This window comes from Curtobacterium sp. VKM Ac-1393 (assembly GCF_015350995.1).
GTDB lineage: Bacteria > Actinomycetota > Actinomycetes > Actinomycetales > Microbacteriaceae > Curtobacterium.
The window spans coordinates 361,691-380,346 of record NZ_JADKRW010000002.1 but is presented as its reverse complement, the minus strand read 5'-3'; the positions used below and the strand labels follow the sequence as shown (position 1 = coordinate 380,346).

At 69.4% G+C, this 18,656-nt stretch carries 16 protein-coding genes; 10 read left to right on the top strand and 6 right to left on the bottom strand.

Annotated elements, in window-relative coordinates:
• Nucleotides 1-197: 197 nt before the first annotated feature.
• Together ITJ59_RS05635 and glpK are read left to right on the top strand one after the other, a co-directional pair.
• The gene (locus ITJ59_RS05635) at nt 198-923 is read left to right on the top strand and encodes an MIP/aquaporin family protein (protein WP_194650138.1); all 726 of its coding nucleotides are present in this window, start codon (nt 198-200) and stop codon (nt 921-923) included.
• A gap of 74 nt (nt 924-997) precedes the next feature.
• Complete coding sequence (gene glpK / locus ITJ59_RS05630; RefSeq protein WP_111084025.1) at nt 998-2,509, top strand: glycerol kinase GlpK; 1,512 nt, start codon at nt 998-1,000, stop codon at nt 2,507-2,509.
• 214 nt (nt 2,510-2,723) lie between these two features.
• On the opposite strand, the gene trpD is transcribed toward glpK, so the two are convergent.
• Nucleotides 2,724-3,776: an anthranilate phosphoribosyltransferase gene (gene trpD, locus ITJ59_RS05625; protein WP_194650137.1), complete on the bottom strand. Its 1,053-nt coding sequence runs from the start codon at nt 3,774-3,776 to the stop codon at nt 2,724-2,726.
• Between the two features lie 70 nt (nt 3,777-3,846).
• On the opposite strand from trpD, the gene ITJ59_RS05620 reads away from it, so the two are divergent.
• The 5 genes from ITJ59_RS05620 to ITJ59_RS05600 all read left to right on the top strand — a co-directional run bounded on the left by ITJ59_RS05620 (nt 3,847) and on the right by ITJ59_RS05600 (nt 9,219).
• A complete protein-coding gene (locus ITJ59_RS05620; RefSeq protein ID WP_123312617.1) occupies nt 3,847-4,485 on the top strand; it encodes a cytochrome c oxidase subunit 3 in 639 nt (212 codons plus the stop codon).
• 21 nt (nt 4,486-4,506) lie between these two features.
• Nucleotides 4,507-5,316: a cytochrome c gene (locus tag ITJ59_RS05615; RefSeq protein ID WP_194650136.1), complete on the top strand. Its 810-nt coding sequence runs from the start codon at nt 4,507-4,509 to the stop codon at nt 5,314-5,316.
• Between the two features lie 33 nt (nt 5,317-5,349).
• The gene (locus ITJ59_RS05610; RefSeq protein ID WP_194650135.1) at nt 5,350-6,414 is read left to right on the top strand and encodes a ubiquinol-cytochrome c reductase iron-sulfur subunit; all 1,065 of its coding nucleotides are present in this window, start codon (nt 5,350-5,352) and stop codon (nt 6,412-6,414) included.
• Entirely contained in the window at nt 6,414-8,102 is a 1,689-nt protein-coding gene (locus ITJ59_RS05605) for a cytochrome b (protein ID WP_194650134.1), read from the top strand. The genes ITJ59_RS05610 and ITJ59_RS05605 overlap by 1 nt, the downstream gene beginning before the upstream one ends.
• A gap of 157 nt (nt 8,103-8,259) precedes the next feature.
• On the top strand, nt 8,260-9,219 hold the full coding sequence (locus tag ITJ59_RS05600) for a phosphodiesterase (protein WP_194650133.1): 960 nt from the start codon (nt 8,260-8,262) through the stop codon (nt 9,217-9,219).
• Nucleotides 9,220-9,491: 272 nt separating this feature from the next.
• Here the strand turns inward: ITJ59_RS05600 and ITJ59_RS05595 are convergent, their stop codons facing one another.
• The 4 genes from ITJ59_RS05595 to ITJ59_RS05580 form a co-directional block, all read right to left on the bottom strand.
• Entirely contained in the window at nt 9,492-11,045 is a 1,554-nt protein-coding gene (locus ITJ59_RS05595) for a stealth conserved region 3 domain-containing protein (RefSeq protein ID WP_194650132.1), read from the bottom strand.
• 97 nt (nt 11,046-11,142) lie between these two features.
• The gene (locus ITJ59_RS05590) at nt 11,143-11,589 is read right to left on the bottom strand and encodes a DUF6804 family protein (protein ID WP_194650131.1); all 447 of its coding nucleotides are present in this window, start codon (nt 11,587-11,589) and stop codon (nt 11,143-11,145) included.
• Entirely contained in the window at nt 11,589-12,173 is a 585-nt protein-coding gene (locus ITJ59_RS05585; RefSeq protein WP_194650130.1) for a GDSL-type esterase/lipase family protein, read from the bottom strand. Before ITJ59_RS05585 ends, ITJ59_RS05590 begins: the two co-directional genes overlap by 1 nt.
• Complete coding sequence (locus ITJ59_RS05580) at nt 12,170-13,702, bottom strand: SDR family oxidoreductase (RefSeq protein WP_194650129.1); 1,533 nt, start codon at nt 13,700-13,702, stop codon at nt 12,170-12,172. The genes ITJ59_RS05585 and ITJ59_RS05580 overlap by 4 nt, the downstream gene beginning before the upstream one ends.
• Nucleotides 13,703-13,745: 43 nt before the next feature.
• Between ITJ59_RS05580 and deoC the strand changes: the two genes are divergently transcribed.
• The 3 genes from deoC to ITJ59_RS05565 all read left to right on the top strand — a co-directional run bounded on the left by deoC (nt 13,746) and on the right by ITJ59_RS05565 (nt 16,253).
• Nucleotides 13,746-14,477, top strand: coding sequence for a deoxyribose-phosphate aldolase (gene deoC, locus ITJ59_RS05575; protein WP_194650128.1), 732 nt, complete (start codon nt 13,746-13,748; stop codon nt 14,475-14,477).
• A 117-nt stretch (nt 14,478-14,594) separates the two neighbouring features.
• The gene (locus ITJ59_RS05570) at nt 14,595-15,563 is read left to right on the top strand and encodes an ROK family protein (protein WP_194650127.1); all 969 of its coding nucleotides are present in this window, start codon (nt 14,595-14,597) and stop codon (nt 15,561-15,563) included.
• 138 nt (nt 15,564-15,701) lie between these two features.
• A complete protein-coding gene (locus ITJ59_RS05565) occupies nt 15,702-16,253 on the top strand; it encodes a hypothetical protein (RefSeq protein WP_194650126.1) in 552 nt (183 codons plus the stop codon).
• 24 nt (nt 16,254-16,277) lie between these two features.
• Here the strand turns inward: ITJ59_RS05565 and ITJ59_RS05560 are convergent, their stop codons facing one another.
• Entirely contained in the window at nt 16,278-18,602 is a 2,325-nt protein-coding gene (locus tag ITJ59_RS05560; protein WP_228511075.1) for a RelA/SpoT family protein, read from the bottom strand.
• Between the last annotated feature and the right edge of the window lie 54 nt (nt 18,603-18,656).

The window sequence follows — 18,656 nt, the reverse complement described above, 5'->3', positions numbered from 1 at the left end:
GCAGCTGGGCGGGGACGCGTCACCGTCGCTCGATCGCACGCAGCGCACGGCGCTTGCACGTTCGTGCACGATCACGCACTTCCCTCAGGAATTCATCGCCGCGTCGTCGGGTGCGTCACTAGGCTCGGCCTCAATCACTCAACGGGGAGTGCGGCGCAGCACCACCGGACCCCCACCTCACGCACTGGAGGTCACCGATGGACGACATCGGCGTCAAGTTCCTGTCCGAGCTCGTCGGCACGGCGATGCTCATCATCCTGGGTGGCGGTGTCGTCGCCGCCGTCTCGCTCTCGAAGTCGAAGGGCTTCGGGGCCGGCTTCCTCATGGTCACGATCGGTTGGGGCTTCGCGGTCTTCGCCGGCGTCACCGTGTCGTACAAGTCCGGCGGCCAGCTCAACCCGGCCGTCAGCCTCGCCCAGGCCATCCTCGGCAACATCACCGTCGGCGCGATGCTCCTGTTCTGGCTCGCCCAGCTCATCGGAGCCGTCATCGGTGCCGTCATCGTCTGGCTCGCCTACAAGCAGCACTTCGACGAAGAGCCGGACCCCGCCGCCAAGCTCGGCGTCTTCTCCACCGGCCCCGCGATCCGGTCGTACGGCTGGAACCTCGTGACCGAGATCATCGGCACCTTCGTGCTGGTGTTCGTCGTCATCGCCTTCACCAACGGCCAGACCCCGGCGCAGCTCGGCGCGATCCCCGTCGCCTTCCTCGTGATCGCGATCGGTGTCAGCCTCGGTGGCCCCACCGGTTACGCCATCAACCCGGCCCGTGACCTCGGCCCGCGCCTGGCGCACGCCTTCCTGCCCATCAAGGGCAAGGGCACGAGCGACTGGTCCTACGCCTGGGTGCCCGTCGTCGGGCCGCTGATCGGTGGCGCCCTCGCCGCCGGGCTGTCCTACGCCCTGCTGCCCGTCGTCAGCTGAACCAACCCCACCCCGGGGTGAGCGGCCCGCACCCGCGAGTCGCTCACCGCACCGAACACCCGTAAGGAGCACCAATGGCCGACTACATCGTCGCCATCGACCAGGGCACGACCTCCACCCGAGCGATCGTCTTCGATCACTCCGGCTCGATCATCTCGACCGGGCAGAAGGAGCACGAGCAGATCTTCCCGCGCGCCGGATGGGTCGAGCACGACCCCGCCGAGATCTGGGACAACACCCGCGAGGTGATCGGTCAGGCACTGTCGCGTGCCGACATCACGCGCCACGACGTCGCCGCCGTGGGCATCACCAACCAGCGCGAGACCGCCGTCGTCTGGGACAAGACCACCGGCAAGCCGATCTACAACGCGATCGTCTGGCAGGACACCCGCACGCAGTCGATCGTCGACAAGCTCGCCGACGGCGACACCGACCGCTACAAGGCCATCGTCGGCCTGCCGCTGGCGACGTACTTCGCCGGCACCAAGATCATGTGGATCCTCGAGAACGTCGAGGGTGCACGTGAGAAGGCCGAGGCCGGGGACCTGCTCTTCGGCACCACCGACACCTGGGTCCTCTGGAACCTGACCGGTGGCGTCGACGGCGGCGTCCACAAGACCGACGTCACGAACGCGTCCCGCACGCTCTTCATGGACCTCGAGACGCTGCAGTGGCGCGACGACATCCTCGCTGACTTCGGTGTGCCGAAGTCGATGCTCCCCGAGATCGTCAGCTCGTCCGAGGTCTACGGCCACGTCGAGTCGTCCAACCTGCTCCGCGAGGTCCCGATCGCGGGCATCCTCGGCGACCAGCAGGCCGCGACCTTCGGCCAGGCGGCGTTCGACCAGGGCGAGTCGAAGAACACCTACGGCACCGGCAACTTCCTCATCTTCAACACCGGTACCGAGATCGTCCGCTCCGAGAACGGCCTGCTCACCACCGTCGGCTACAAGCTCGGCGACCAGGAGACGCACTACGCCCTCGAGGGCTCGATCGCCGTCACGGGTTCGCTCATCCAGTGGCTCCGCGACAACCTCGGCCTGATCGGCAGCGCTCCGGAGGTCGAGGCCCTGGCCAAGACCGTCGAGGACAACGGCGGCGTGTACTTCGTGCCGGCGTTCTCGGGGCTGTTCGCGCCGTACTGGCGTCCGGACGCCCGTGGCGCCATCGTCGGTCTGACCCGCTACGTCAACAAGGGCCACATCGCGCGTGCGGCCCTCGAGGCGACGGCGCTGCAGACCCGCGAGGTCCTCGACGCCGTCAACGCCGACTCCGGCGTGGACCTGACCGAGCTCAAGGTCGACGGCGGCATGACCGCCAACAACGAGCTCATGCAGTTCCAGGCCGACATCCTCAACGTGCCGGTGGTGCGTCCGGTCGTCGCCGAGACGACGGCGCTCGGCGCGGCCTACGCAGCCGGTCTCGCGGTGGGCTTCTGGGCCAACCTCGACGAGCTCCGTGCCAACTGGCAGGAGGACAAGCGCTGGGAGCCGCAGCTCGACGCCGCGGAGCGCGAGCGCACGCTCCGCCTGTGGAAGAAGGCCGTCACGAAGACCTTCGACTGGGTCGACGAGGACGTCCAGTAGCGACGCCGGCGCACGCTGACCGCGTGCACTGAACGCACCGACGGGAGGCCCGGTGCCGGTTCCAGGAACCGGCACCGGGCCTCCCGTCGGTTGCGTCTACCGCCCTTCCACGCAACACGCCGTCGTCATCGCACCGCGCCCCGGGGCGCGCGAGACGCCTTCGAATTCGGAGGCGTCTCGACGACACGACGGCGTCTGCTCGACGCGAGGTCGGTCACTCGGGAGCGACGCCGACCCAGTCCGCGAGCTTGCGGGCGCCGGCGCCGGAGTCGATCGCCTCTGCGGCGACCGCGAGCTGCTCGCGGAAGCGCTGCAGGATCGGACGGTCGGACTCGGCCGGGTCCTGCGCGAGCCGGAAGGACACCAGGCCGGCGGCAGCGTTCAGCAGCACGATGTCGCGGACCGGGCCGGTCTCCCCCGCCAGCACGCGGTGCACGACCGCGGCGTTGTGTTCGGGGTCGCCGCCGAGCAGGTCCTCGGTGCGGGCGCGGGCGATGCCGAGGTCGCGCGGCTCCAGGTCGTGCTCGATGATGCGCCCACCGGTGACTTCCCAGATGTGGCTGTGCCCGGTGGTCGTGAGCTCGTCGAGTCCGTCGTCGCCGCGGAACACCAGGGCGGTCGCCCCGCGGGTCTGGAACACGCCCGTGATGATCGGCACGAGCTCGAGCTGGGCCACCCCGACGGCGTTGGCCTCGCACCGTGCGGGGTTGACGAGCGGCCCGAGGAAGTTGAACACCGTCGGCACGCCGATCTCGCGGCGGACCGGACCCGCGTGGGCGAAGCCCGGGTGGAACGCGTTGGCGAACGCGAAGGTCAGTCCGACACGCCGGAACGTGTCCGCGACACGCGCGGCGTCCATCGTGAGATCGAGGCCCAGTGCGGCGAGCACGTCGCTCGAACCGGACTTCGACGAGCTGGCCTTGTTGCCGTGCTTCACCACGGGGACACCGGCGGCCGCGATCACGATCGCCGCCATCGTCGAGACGTTCACGGTACCGACGACGTCGCCGCCGGTCCCCACGATGTCGAGGGCCATCGGGTCGACGTCCAGTGGAACTGCGGCGTCGAGGATCGCGTCGCGGAACCCGACGACCTCGTCGACCGTCTCGCCCTTCGCGCGGAGGGTGACGGCGAACGCGGCGATCTGGGCCTGGGTGGCGCGCCCGTGCACGATCTCCTCCATGGCCCATGTGGATTGCCTGATCGTCAGGTCCTCGCGCGCCATGAGCGCGCTGATCACTGCAGGCCAAGAGAGTGCGTCAGGCATGGCCCGATCGTACTGAATTCGAGAGACCCGCCAGTCTCCTGCGAAAACACTGTCGGGGGTTTCGGCCATAATGGAGGACGTGACTAGCACCTCTCTCTCCCGATCCGCCAGCGGTCCGGCCCTGAACAGGCCGAACGCCGTTGCCGTGGGGACGATCGTGTGGCTGGGCAGCGAGGTCATGTTCTTCGCCGGCCTGTTCGCGATCTACTTCACGCTGCGCAGCACGTCCCCCGAGCTGTGGGCGGCCGAAACCTCCAAGCTCGAGGTGCCGTTCGCCTCGGTGAACACGATCATCCTGGTGCTGTCCAGCTTCGCCTGCCAGTTCGCGGTGTTCGCGGCCGAGCGCTTCCAGGTGCACCGCACGAGCTGGAACCCGCGCCACTGGGGCATGACGGAGTGGTTCTTCGTCACCTACGCCATGGGCGCGATCTTCGTCTGCGGCCAGATCTTCGAGTACGCCAACCTCTGGCACGAGGGCGTCACGCTCTCCTCGAGTGCCTACGGCTCGGCGTTCTACATGACGACCGGGTTCCACGGTCTGCACGTCACGGGCGGCCTCATCGCCTTCCTGCTGACGCTCGGCCGTGGCTTCGCCGCGAAGAACTTCGGTCACAAGGAAGCGACCACCGCCATCGTCGTGTCGTACTACTGGCACTTCGTCGACGTCGTGTGGATCTTCCTCTTCGCCGTCATCTACCTTCTCAAGTAGGAACTGGACACCCCCCAGCACATGTTCAACAGAACCAAGTCCAAGAAGGGCCGCCGCTCTCCGATGGCGACCGTCTCGCTCATCGTCGTGGGTCTCATGACCACCGGCGGTGCGTACGCGCTGTTCAGCTCCACGGCGAACGCGGACGACAGCACGAGCACCGTCGCAGCGACGAGCCAGTCCAAGGTGAACGAGGGCCAGAAGCTCTTCGCCTCGAACTGCGCCACCTGCCACGGCCTCTCCGCCCAGGGCACCAGCGAGGGTCCGTCCCTCATCGGTGTCGGCGCCGCGTCGGTCGACTTCCAGGTCGGCACCGGCCGCATGCCGATGGCCGCTCAGGGCCCGCAGGCCGAAGAGAAGCCCGCGCAGTTCACGGACGAGCAGGTCGACGCCCTCGCCGAGTACGTCGCCTCGCTGGGCCCCGGCCCCGCGGTCCCGTCGACCGAGCTCACCAACGGTGCAGACGGCGACGCGGCAGAAGGTGCCGAGCTCTTCCGCATCAACTGCGCCATGTGCCACAACGTGGCCGGCGCCGGCGGTGCCCTGACCGAGGGCAAGTACGCACCGAACCTGTCCACGGTCTCCGGCAAGCACATCTACGAGGCGATGCAGACCGGCCCGCAGAACATGCCGGTCTTCAACGACCTGAACCTGACGCCGGATCAGAAGGCCGACATCATCACGTACCTCAAGTACGTGCAGGACAACAAGTCGCCCGGCGGGTTCGCGCTCGGCTCCCTGGGCCCGGTGGCCGAGGGTCTGTTCATCTGGATCTTCGGACTCGGCGCGGTCGTCGCGATGACCGTCTGGCTGACCGCGAAGTCCAACTGATCGTCCGTGTCGAACGACACTGAAGGGAACACCATGGCAGAGCACGACGACGAGACGCTGAACTCGTCCTCGGCTGTCGAGAAGCACGGCACGACCAGCTCCCCCGGGATCGCGGTGCTGCCCAGCGACCCGTTCGAGAACCCGGGTGAGCCGCCGCACCGCGCGCGCCGCACCGACGTCGACCCGAAGAAGCAGCGTCTGGCCGAGCGCCAGGTCGCCACGTTCTTCTACCTCTCGATCGTCGGCAGCGTCCTCTCGATCGCGGCCTACGTCGCGTTCCCGATCGACTCGAACGACTTCGGTACGGTCCGCACCGCGAACCTCTTCCTCGGCCTGTCGATCGCCCTCGCACTCATCGCGTTGGGCCTCGGCGCCGTCTACTGGTCGAAGTCGCTCGTCGTCGACCGCGAGATCACCGAGCTCCGCCACGGCACCCGCGGCACCGACGCGACCCGCGCCAAGGCGGTCGAGGCATTCCAGCTCGCCGACAAGGAGTCCGGTTTCAGCCGTCGCAAGCTGATCCGCAACTCGATGATCGGCGCCCTGGCCGCCTTCCCGCTGCCGGGCATCGTCCTGGTCCGCGACCTCGCCCCGGCGGAAGACCCGAACGAGCTCCTGCGCCACACCTTCTGGAAGCAGGGCCTGCGTCTGACGAAGGACCCGACGGGTCTGCCGATCAAGGCGTCGGACGTCACCATCGGCTCGGTCTTCCACGTCATCCCCGACGGGATGCTCGACTCCGAGCACATGCTGGAAGAGAAGGCCAAGGCCTCCGTCCTCCTCATGCGTCTCGACCCGAAGGACCTCAACCCGTCCAAGGGCCACGAGAACTGGGGCTACGACGGCATCGTCGCCTACTCCAAGATCTGCACCCACGTCGGATGCCCGGTCGCGCTCTACGAGCAGCAGACGCACCACCTGCTGTGCCCGTGCCACCAGTCCACCTTCGATGTCTCGAACAACTGCGAGGTCATCTTCGGTCCGGCCGCACGCCCCCTCCCCCAACTTCCGATCGCGATCGACGACGACGGCTACCTGGTTGCCCAGAGCGACTTCCACGAGCCGGTCGGACCGTCCTTCTGGGAGCGTGAACGCTGATGACCAGCACCCCCACCACCACCGCACCGAGCAGCACGGCGAACAAGCCGGCTCCGGAGCGCGGATCCCGCATCATCGGCGGGGTCGCCAACTACATCGACGAGCGCACCAGCATCTCGGGGCTCGTCAAGGAAGTCGGCCGGAAGATCTTCCCGGACCACTGGAGCTTCATGCTCGGCGAGGTGGCGCTGTACAGCTTCGTCGTCGTCCTGCTCTCCGGCACGTTCCTGACGTTCTTCTTCCAGGCCTCCATGGCCGAGGTCGTCTACAACGGCTCGTACGTCCCGCTCAAGGGAGTCGAGATGTCGACGGCGCTGCAGTCCACGCTGGACATCTCGTTCGACATCCGCGGTGGGCTCTTCGTCCGCCAGGTCCACCACTGGGCTGCCCTGCTGTTCGTGGCGTCGATCATGCTGCACATGGCCCGCGTGTTCTTCACCGGTGCCTTCCGCAAGCCGCGTGAGCTCAACTGGGTCTTCGGCTTCCTGCTGTGGGTCCTCGCCATGGGTGAGGGCTTCACCGGGTACTCGCTCCCCGACGACCTGCTCTCCGGAAACGGTCTGCGGATCATCGTCGGCATGATCGAGGGCGTGCCGGTGATCGGCGTCTGGATCGCCTACCTGCTCTTCGGTGGCGAGTTCCCGGGTACCGACATCGTCGGCCGCCTGTACACGCTGCACATCCTGCTGCTGCCGGCGATCCTCGTCGCGGTGCTCGGTGTCCACCTCGTGCTCGTCGTGATCAACAAGCACACGCAGTTCGCCGGACCGGGCAAGACCAACGAGAACGTCGTCGGCGTCCCGATCCTGCCGGCGTTCGCCGCCAAGGCCGGCGGGTTCTTCTTCATCGTCGCGGGCATCATCGCCCTCATCGCCTCGATGTTCACGATCAACCCGATCTGGAACTACGGGCCGTACGACCCCTCGCCGGTCTCTGCCGGTACCCAGCCCGACTGGTACATCGGCTTCGCCGACGGCGCGCTCCGACTGGTCCCGCCGCACTGGGAGGTCGTGTGGTTCGGCTACACGGTGTCGTTCAACATCCTGGCGCCGATCGCGGTCCTGGTACTGCTCATCCTCGCGATCCTGCTGTACCCGTTCATCGAGTCCTGGGTCACCGGCGACAAGCGCGAGCACCACATCCTGGACCGCCCGCGCAACGCCCCGACCCGCACGGCGATCGGTGCTGCCGGCATCACGCTGTACGCCAGCCTCTGGGCTGCGGCGTCGTCGGACATCATCGCGACCCACTTCCTGGTGTCGATCGAACACGTGATCCACGTGATCCAGGCCACGACGGTCCTCGGCCCGTTCGTCGCCTTCTGGATCACGAAGCGCGTGTGCCTCGCACTCCAGAAGAAGGACCGCGAGATCGTCCTGCACGGCTACGAGTCCGGTCGCATCGTCCGACTCCCCCACGGTGAGTACATCGAGGTGCACGAGCAGCTCGACGAGTACGAGCGTTGGAAGCTCCTGCAGTTCAACGAGTACAAGCCGCTCATGATCCGCCCGAACGCCAAGGGGCAGATCACGGTCGTGCAGAAGGCCCGTGCGAGCGTCTCCCGCTTCTTCTTCGAAGACCGGATCGAGCCGGTCTCGAAGGCCGAGCTCGAGGCAGCGCACGCCGCCCACCACGGCCCGGACCTCGAGGGCAGCCACCAGGCCCCGCAGGTCGAGAATAAGCACTAGCAGTCCAGAAAGCCCCCGTCACGAAGTGGCGGGGGCTTTCTGCCGCCCCCGACACGCCGCCCCCAGTTCACGGCTGGTTCACCGACACGTGCTGGACTCGTCCAGGACGGTGTGGCAACGTGTTGCACCACGCATCCGCCAACGGAATGAGACCCCGATGGACAGCCGGACGGCCGAACACCCCAGGCCGAACCACTTCCTCCTCCACCTCAGCGACACCCACCTCGTCTCCGGGGACGGTGACCTCTACGGCGACGTGGACTCCGCCGCACGGCTGACCGAGATCGTCGCCGACATCGAAGCCTCGGGCACTCGCCCGGAAGCGATCGTCGTCACGGGCGACGTCGCCGACAAGGGCGAGCCGGGTGCTTACGCCCGCATCCGTGAGATCGTCGAGCCGGCCGCCCGCCGCATCGGCGCGCAGGTCATCTGGGCGATGGGCAACCACGACGAACGCGGTGCCTTCCGTCAGGAGCTCTTCGGCCTGCACCCCACCGACCGCCCGGTCGACTTCGTCTACGACGTCAACGGGCTCCGAGTGATCACCCTCGACACGAGCGTTCCGGGGCACCACCACGGCGAGGTCTCCCCCGAGCAGCTCGACTGGCTCGCCGAAGTCCTGTCCGAGGCCGCTCCGCACGGCACGATCCTCGCGATGCACCACCCCCCGGTGCCGAGCGTGCAGGACCTGACCGTCCTCGTCGAGCTGCGCGACCAGCAGGCGCTGGCCGAGGTCGTCGAGGGAAGCGACGTCCTGTCGATCATCGCCGGCCACCTGCACTACTCGACGAGTGCCGTGTTCGCCGGCGTCCCCGTGTCGGTCGCCAGCGCCACGTGCTACACGCAGGACCTCACCGAGTACCAGGGCGGCACCCGTGGGCGTGACGGCGCACAGTCGTTCAACCTGGTGCACGTCTACGGCCGGAACGTCGTGCACTCGGTCGTGCCGATCGGCCACTACTCCACGGTCGGCCAGCCCGTCTCCGCCGCCGAGACCGAGGCCCGGCTGGCAGCCCACGGCGTCACCATCGCCCCGGCGGTCGAGCCGGCCCCCGTGACCTCGAGCATCCCGGTCTTCACCCTCGACTCGGTGCCCGTCTCCCCGATCCACCGGTAGGTCGCCGCAGCCAGTGCGCAGAAGACGTCGGGTCCGTCATGCGGACCCGACGTCTTCTGCGCACGCGATGCGGTGGGCGTGGGCCCACGGCGGACGGGAGGCGCGTGGCGGGGCCGGCACGGGCTTCCCGGTCTGGTGTGGGTGCGTCCAGGGCGCGTGGCTGGGCTCCGGAGCGCCCCGGCAGGGCGCTGGCTCGCCCGGAGCGCATGGCTGGGCTCCGGCGCCGGGCTCGCAGGCTCGCCCGGAGCGCCCCGGCAGGGCGCTGGTGCGCCCTAAGCGCCGGGGCGCTCCCACGGCGCGGGGAAGGGGAAGTAACGCTCGAGGAAGTCCGTCACGCGCTGCGTGCGCTCGTCGTCGCTGACCTCGGGGAAACTACCGTCGTTCAGGCAGAAGAAGTCCGCGTTCCGCTTCTTCAGCAACTCGTCGAGGGACCGCAGACCGGACTGCATCGTGGTGTCGATGTAGCGGACGTCGGTGTTCTCCTGCACGATCGCGCGACCGGTGAGCAGCGAGTAGTAGTGGTACAGCGAGTTCGTCACCGAGATGTTCTCGGCGGCACGGAACCGCGAGGCAGCCGTGGCGCGGAACTCGTCCGCGAACTCGTGCTCCATCTCCGTCATGATCGATGCCCGCAACGGCGTCGGCGCGTGCTCGAGGTGCCGCGTGGTGACCGCCCCGAAGCGCTGCTGCAACAGGCGGCGGTTCACCCGCGCGGAGTTCTCGAACCCGCTGCGCGCCGCGTTGTTCACGCCGAGCCCGATGCGCGTGGTGGCGAGGATGAACTTCGTCACCGAGCCCGGGCTGAAGAACGCCGACGGGTCGACGGTGCGCCCGAAGAACATGTCGTCGTTCGAGTAGATGAAGTGCTCGCTGATGCCCGGGATGTGGTGCAGCTGCGACTCGACGGCCTGCGAGTTGTGCGTCGGCAGGACGGACGGGTCGGCGAAGAACTCCTCGCTGCGCACGATGCGGACCTTGGGGTGGTCGGCGAGCCAGTGCGGTGCGGGTGAGTCGGTGGCGATGTAGATCTGACGGATCCACGGCGCGAACGTGTGCACCGAGCGGAGCGCGTACTTGAGCTCGTCGATCTGCCGGAACCGGGCTGCGGCGTCGTCGCCCTCGCCCAGGACGGCACCGGCCTGCGCCGCCTGGCGGGCGCGCTGGTACTCGATGGCGTTGCCGTCGACCCACGAGAAGACGATGTCGATCGGGAACCGGATGTCGGAGACGTGGTCGTCGAACATGTGCTCGACGGTGCGCCAGGTGCGGCCGTAGCGCTCGATGTCGACGAGGACGAACTCGTCGACAGGCAGGCTGCGACGCATCAGGGCGTTCTCGACGGGTGCGAGGACCTCGGTGTCGGTGAGGCGCCAGAACTCCAGCTGGACGCTCGTCTCGGCGCCGTAGCGCAGCCGGCCGAGCGGCTCGAGGCGCGGACGGAACACCCGCAGCACCGGCTCGTCGACCGGTCCGAGGCCGTCGTCCTGCACGAGCACGGCCGGTTCACCCGGGGGCTTCGCATAGAACGGTTCGTTGACCGCTGCCGCCATGACGGCGCTCTCGGCCCGCTGACGGTCGCGCTCGTCGATCGCGATGACCGGACGCTCGTCGTTGCCGCGGATGAGCAGGTGGTCGACGTCGGCCTCGGTGAGGGCGTCGTCGAGGAACAGCAGGTCCTCGATCATCGACTGCTGCGGCGTCAGGTGGCCGTTGAGCAGCGTCAGACGGCCCTTGCGGACGACGACGTCGGGCCGGTCGAGACCGCCGGAGGACGGTCGAGGGTTCAGCAGAGGACTCTCGGTCACCGGCTCGGTCTCGTCGTTCATCCATGCCCTTCGGGTCGCGCTGCCGGGTCCTGTACCCGACCCTGCGATCCTACCGTCCGCCCGCGGCCTCGGTTCTGCAGACGGTCGTCAGGGCCGGTCAGGAGGCCCGGGGCACGTCCGTCCCGCGCGGCACGTCCGTCTCGCGGGGCACCTTGACGGCGATGCCCACCACGATGAACAGGGCGGCTGCCAGGATCTGCAACGCGGCCCACACCTGGCCGGGGATCGGCACCGTGACCAGGGGGTTCCAGCAGACGGCCACGGCCGCCATCAGCGCCGCAGCCCACCAGGTCCTCCCGCGCACCGCGAACACGAGCACGATCAGCCCGAGGACGGTGACACCCCACCGGGCGAAGACGAAGCCGGACGAGTCCATGATCGCCACGCACGCGAGCAGGACGATCGCGGCGATCATCGACGGCGCGAGTGCCGGTCGGGTGAAGCCCGGGGACCCACGGGTACCGCGGGCGGCCGGCCGCACGGGAGCGGCGGGCACGCCGTGCTGCGACGACCCCACCGGGGGTCGTCCCTTGCGGGCAGCCATCAGGCGGGGGCCTCGTCGAGGTCGATGGCGGTGAAGGACCGGGACATCGGCGGGAGACCCCGCACGCGCTCGAGCGCTGGGACCAGCTCGCCGAGGTAGGCACGGTAGCCGTCATCGGTGAGGTGCAGGCCGTCGTCCGTGAAGCGGTCGTCCAGGTGGTCGCCGTCGGACAGCGCGGGCCAGGCGTCGAGGTACTGCGCGTGGCACGTGGCGACGAACTGGCGCAGGTGGCGGTTCGCCTCCTCGATCTTCGTGGAGTACTCGGCCTGGCGCGGCAGCACGGACACGAGCAGCAGACGGACGCCCGGCAGCTCGCGGCGCAGGGTCACGAGGATCGTCTCGACGTTGCGGACGACGTGCTCGGCACTGGCACGGTGGTTGCCGAAGTCGTTCGTGCCGATCAGCAGCACGATCACCTCGGGCTGTTCGGCGACGACGGCGTCGAGCCGCGCGAGCACCCCGTCGGTGGTGTCGCCACTGACGCCCTGGTTCAGCGTGTGCTCGTCGGGGAGCCAGGCGTCCCACGACCCCTGGGCCGTGATGCTGTCGCCCAGGAACAGGACGGGACTGCGTTCCTCGGTCATGCTGCCTCCTCGTTCGCCGGTTCCGGACTCCCATTCTGCTGGGTCCGGTTGCGCTGCGTCGACTCGGTGTGGTCGGACTCGCGCTCGGCGGCCGCGGTGATCCGCTCGACCATGCCGGGGAAGATGATGCCGTGGAACGGCAGGATCCCGTACCAGTACAGGCGTCCGGGCAGCCCCTGCGGGAAGTAGATCGCCCGCTGGTGGTAGTCGCTGCCGCCGTCCGGGTTCGGGGTGACGGTCATCTCCAGCCAGGCGCGTCCCGGGGACTTGAACTCGGCGCGGAGCCGCAGGTAGCGCCCGCGCTCGAGCCGCTCGACGCGCCACCAGTCGAGTGCGTCGCCCTGCTCGAGCCGCTCCTGGTCGCGGCGGCCGCGGCTCAGGCCGACGCCCCCGGCGATCTTGTCCATCCAGCCGCGGGCCACCCACGCGAGCGGGAAGGAGTACCAGCCGTTCTCGCCGCCGATCGACTCGACGACGCGCCAGACGTCCGCGGCCGACGCGCTCGAGTGGCGCTTCCGGTCGTCCACGTAGACGGTGTGGCCCGCCCAGTCCGGGTCGCTCGGCATCGGGTCAGCCGAGGCGCTCGACAGGGTGGCGCTCCGCCAGCTCGTCTGCACCTCGCCGGCACGCATCTTGTTCAGGGCGAGCCGGACGGCCCGGCGGTACGACGTGAGCCCGCCCTCTGGCTGTGGCACCACGTCGTCGATGTCGTGCTCGCGCTGGACGCACTCGAACTGCAGCGACTCGATGATCGGCGTCGCGAGCTTGCGCGGGATCGGGGTGACGACGTTGAACCAGTGTGCGGCGAGACGCGGGGTGAGCACCGGCAACACCGTGATCGGGCGCTGCCGGAGCTTCGCCTCGACCGCGTAGCCGTTGAGCATCTGCCCGTACCGCAGGACGTCCGGTCCGCCGATGTCGAAGGTGCGGTTGACGTCGGCCGGCACGTCGAGCGCCGCCACCAGGTAGTACAGGACGTCGCGGACCGCGATCGGCTGGATGCGGTTGCGCACCCACCGGGGCGCCGGCATCCACGGCAGGACGTCGGTCACGTGGCGGATCATCTCGAACGACGTGCTGCCGGACCCGATCACGACGCCGGCCTGGTAGGCCACCGTGGGGACGCCCGAGCCGAGCAGGATCTCCCCCACTTCCTTGCGGCTGCGCAGGTGCTTCGACAGGTCGCCGTCGGGGTGCAGACCGCCGAGGTACACGAAGCGGCCGACGCCGGCACGCTTCGCCTCGCGTGCCATCGTCTCGGCCGCCTGCCGTTCGGCGGACTCGAAGTCGCCGTCGGCACCCATGGCGTGCGCGAGGTAGTACACGGCCTCGACGCCGTCGACCGCGGCGCGGACCGCGTCGGCGTCCTGCAGGTCTCCTTCGGCGACGTCGACGTCGCCGCTCCACGGGACGTCCTGGAGCTTCCGTGGATTGCGCACGAACACCCGTACGGAGTGACCTGCTTCGAGGAGACGGGGGACGAGACGACCGCCGATGTACCCGGTGGCGCCGGTGACGAGGACCTGCATGCCCCGAACGCTACGCGGCACGCCTGACGGGTAGGCTTGGCGGGTGGACAACGCAGCCTTCCCCGTCACCGCCGATGCCGTCCGCGGCCTCATCGACCACGCGATCCTGAAGCCCGAGCTCACCCGCTCGGACGTCGACGCGCAGCTCGACGAAGCCGCCGCCTACCGGGTCTTCAGCGTGTGCGTCCGCCCGAGCGACGTCGCCCACGCCGCCGAGCGCCTGCAGGGCACCGGTGTCGGCGTCGGCACGGTCATCGGGTTCCCGCACGGCACCACCTCCACCGCCGTGAAGGTCGCCGAGTCGCTGCAGGCCCTGGCCGACGGTGCCTTCGAGCTCGACATGGTGCAGAACATCGGCGCTGCGAAGTCGGGCGACTGGGAGCGCGTCGAGCAGGACGTCCGCGCCGTGGTCGACGCCGCCGGGTCAACCGTCGTCAAGGTCATCCTCGAGACCGCGTTCCTGACCGACGACGAGATCGTCGCCGCCTCGCGCGCCGCGCAGTCCGCCGGTGCCGCGTTCGTGAAGACCTCGACCGGGTTCGCCGGTGGTGGCGCCACGGCCGAGCACATCGCCCTGATGCGCCGCACGGTCGGCGCCGACACGGGTGTCAAGGCCTCGGGCGGCGTGCGCGGGCTCGACACCCTGCTCGAGATGGTCGAGGCCGGAGCGAGCCGCATCGGGACGAGCGCCTCGGCCCGCATCCTCGGCGAGGTCGCGCACCGCGCGGAGACCGGCACGGCGTCGTCGCAGGGCGACGACACCAGTTCCTACTGACCCACCGCAGCACCACCTGACCCGACCGAACCACCACCGGCCAGGCCGAGGCCCACCGGGCGCGACGACGCGTCCCGGGGCCGAGCCGGGCCTCCCGACCGCCGCATCGGAGCGCGCATGTCCAGCACCGCACCACAATCCCCCGTGCCCACGTCCACCGCTCTCGCACTCGCCGTCGACCTCGGCGGCACCAAGGTCGAGGCCGCGCTCGTCACCGACGCCGGCGTCGTCCTGCCGAGCACGCGCTTCCGCAGCCCCACCGGACCGCAGCGCACGTCCGACGAGCTGCAGGCCGCCGTCGACGAGGTCGTGACGAAGGCGCTCGGCACGCTGCCGTCCGACGCGACGCTCGTCGGCGTCGGGGTCGGCTCCGCCGGCCCGGTCGACGAGGAGCACGGCCTCGTGTCCCCGCTCAACATGCCGGTGTGGCGCGGCCACCCACTGCGCGACCGCATCGCGGAGCTCGTGCCCGACGGCGTGCCGGTGACGCTGCGCATGGACGGTCTGGCGATCACGCTCGCCGAGCACTGGGTCGGTGCGGCACAGGGGTCCGACCACGTCATGGGCATGATCGTCTCGACGGGTGTCGGCGGTGGACTCATCCTGCACGGCCGGACGGTCAGCGGCCCGACCGGCAACGCCGGACACATCGGACACGTGGAGTGCGGCGGCTACGACGACCCGTGCGCCTGCGGTGGGACCGGTTGCCTGGAGGCGATCGCCAGCGGCCCGAAGACCGTCGCCTGGGCGCAGCGGCAGGGGTTCGCCGGGTCCACCGGCGAAGAGCTGTCCGCTGCGTACGCCGCCGGGGACCCGATCGCTGTCGCAGCGGTCAAGCGCAGCGGCCGCGCGCTCGGGCAGGCGATCGCCGCGGCGACGAGCCTGGTCGACCTCGAGGTCGTCGCGATCGGCGGCGGGTTCTCGCACGTCACGCCGGACCTGTTCGAGTTCGCGCGCGAAGCCGTCGCGGAGCGCGTCGAGTTCGGTTTCGTGACGAAGGTGCGCATCGTGCCGACGGCGCTCTCGCAGGACGGTCCGCTCATCGGCGCCGCCGCGCTCGTGCACCGGGCCGACGTCCTGCGCTGACGTCCTGCGCTGACGCGGGCGCGAGCCCGTCCGGTCCCGGCCGGGGCCGGTGCGTCCGGCCGCGCCGGTGTGTCCGGGCCGGGCCGGGCTGTCCACAGGGGGTGTCGGGCGGGTGCCCGAGTCCGGCAGGATGACGGGGTGCCCGGTTCCCGTCTCCTGACCACGGACGACTGGCCCGAGGCGGAGCTCCGGGCAGCCGTGCTCGCCGGCGAGCTGGTACCCGTCGGGCCGTGCTGGGCCTCCCCCGCCACACCGCAGGACCCCGCCCTCCGAGCCACCGCGGTGGCGTGGGTGCTCGGCGATGCCCGGTTGGTGGCCGCAGGACGCACCGCCGCGTGGATCTGGGGCGCGTCGTCACGGCCGCCGGACCCCGTGGACGCGAGTGTCTCGCCGCAGTTGCGGATCACCGTGCGGCCCACGGTGCGCCTGCGCGAGGTCGCGCTCCCACCCGACGACGTGGTGCGGCTGGGCGCTGCCGGAACCGCCGTGACCACGCCGGCGCGCACCGCCATCGACCTGCTCCGCGCACCCGGACCGACGAGCTCGGACCGCAGCGACGCCGTCGCTGGCCTGCTGGCGATCGGCGTGGTGACCGCCGACGAGCTCCTCGCGCGCCTTCGCGGCCTCGGGACGATCCCGATGGTGCGGCAGGCCGAGCGACGACTGCGCGGGCTGCTCGTCCCGTGCTGACGCCGTACTGTCCGTGTGGGCTCCTCAGCCCGCGCTGACGCGGTACACGTCGTACACGGCGTCGATGCGACGGACGGCGTTGAGCACCCGGTCGAGGTGGATGGTGTCGCCCATCTCGAACACGAAGCGGCTGAGGGCGAGCCGGTCGGACGACGTCGACACGGTCGCGGACAGGATGTTGACGTGGTGGTCGGTCAGCACACGGGTGACGTCGCTGAGCAGGCCCGACCGATCGAGCGCCTCGATCTGGATCTGCACCAGGAACACCGACTTCGACGACGGGGCCCACTCGACCTCGATCATGCGGTCGGGCTCGTTCATGAGCGACTTCACGTTGGTGCACGACGACTGGTGGACGGAGACGCCCTGACCCCGGGTGATGAACCCGACGATCTGGTCCCCCGGCACCGGTGTGCAGCACTTCGCGAGCTTCACGAGGATGTCCGGGGCACCGCGGACCAGCACGCCGCTGTCGCTCGTGCGCAGCTGACGGCTCGTGACCTGGCGTGGGAACGTCAGCTCCGGTTCGTCGGTCTCGGTGTCGCTCTGGACACTGCCCAGGACCTTCTCGATGACCGACTGGGTCGACACGTGGCCCTCGCCGACAGCCGCGTACAGCGCCGAGACGTCGTCGTACCGCATCGACGAGGCGACCTCGGCGATGGTGTCCTGGCTCATGATCCGCTGGAGCGGCAGGTTCTGCTTGCGCACCGCACGGGCGATGGCGTCGCGGCCCTGCTCGATGGCCTCTTCGCGGCGCTCCTTGGTGAACCACTGCTTGATCTTGTTGCGGGCCCTGGGGCTCTTGACGAACTTCAGCCAGTCCTGCGACGGACCGGAGTCGGGGTTCTTCGACGTGAAGATCTCCACGACGTCACCGCTCGACAGCGAACTCTCGAGCGGCACCAACCGGCCGTTGACCTTGGCGCCCATCGTGCGGTGCCCGACCTCGGTGTGCACGGCGTAGGCGAAGTCGACCGGGGTGGCGCCGGCAGGCAGCCCGATGACCTTGCCCTGCGGCGTGAAGACGTAGGTCTCCTTCGCGCCGATCTCGTAGCGCAGCGAGTCGAGGAACTCGCCGGGGTCGCTCGTCTCCGCTTGCCAGTCGGTGATGTGGGCGAGCCACGCCATGTCCTGGTCGTCGGTGGTCGACGAGGTCCCGACGTCCCGCCCGGCGGCGCGCTGCTTGTACTTCCAGTGCGCGGCGACGCCGAATTCGGCCCGCTGGTGCATCTCGTGCGTCCGGATCTGGATCTCGACCGGACGCCCCTGCGGCCCGAGCACGCTGGTGTGCAGCGACTGGTACAGGTTGAACTTCGGCGTCGCGATGTAGTCCTTGAAGCGGCCGGGCAGCGGAGTCCACCGCGCGTGCACCGAGCCGAGCATGGCGTAGCAGTCGCGCACCGTCGGCACGAGGACCCGGATGCCCACGAGGTCGTAGATCTCGTCGAACTCGCGACCCCGCACGATCATCTTCTGGTAGATCGAGTAGTACTGCTTCGGCCGGCCCATGACCTCGCCGCGGACCTTCGCGGCCTTCAGGTCCTTCTTGAGCGTTCCGATGACGTTCTGGACGAACTGCTCGCGCTTCGGCTGGCGCTCCTTGACCAGGCTGTCGATCTCGACGTAGAGCTTCGGGTGCAGGACCGCGAACGACAGGTCCTCGAGCTCGAGCTTGATCATCTGGATGCCGAGCCGGTGCGCCAGCGGCGCGTAGATCTCGAGGGTCTCCTTCGCCTTGCGGGTGGCGGAGGACGACTCGACGAAGCCCCACGTGCGGGCGTTGTGCAGGCGGTCGGCGAGCTTGATGACGAGGACGCGGATGTCCTTCGACATCGCGATGACCATCTTGCGGACGGTCTCGGCCTGGGCGCTGTCGCCGTACTTGACCTTGTCGAGCTTCGTCACGCCGTCGACCAGCATCGCGATCTCGTCGCCGAAGTCGACCTGCAGCTGGTCGAGCTGGTAGTCGGTGTCCTCGACGGTGTCGTGCAGCAGCGCTGCGGCGATCGTGATCGGCCCGATGCCGAGGTCGGCCAGGATCTGCGCGACCGCGACGGGGTGCGTGATGTATGGCTCACCCGACTTGCGCTTCTGCCCGTCGTGGGCACGCTCGGCGACCGAGTACGCCCGTTCGATGAGGGTGACGTCGGCCTTCGGATGGTGCGAGCGCACGGTGCGGATCAGGGTGTCGACGGCACCGGCGGGCTGCGCACGCGAGAACAGGCGGGGCAGCAGCGACCGCAGCGAACCGAGGTTGCCGGTGGTGTTCGGCCCGAGCGGACTCGTGGGCTGCTGGGCTGAGCCGGGGCGACTCGGCGCGGACGGTTCTTCACGGGTGTCCGTCATGATGCGCCTCCCAGGACTCGGTCCCAGAGCTCGATCCGAGCTCGATCCGACAAC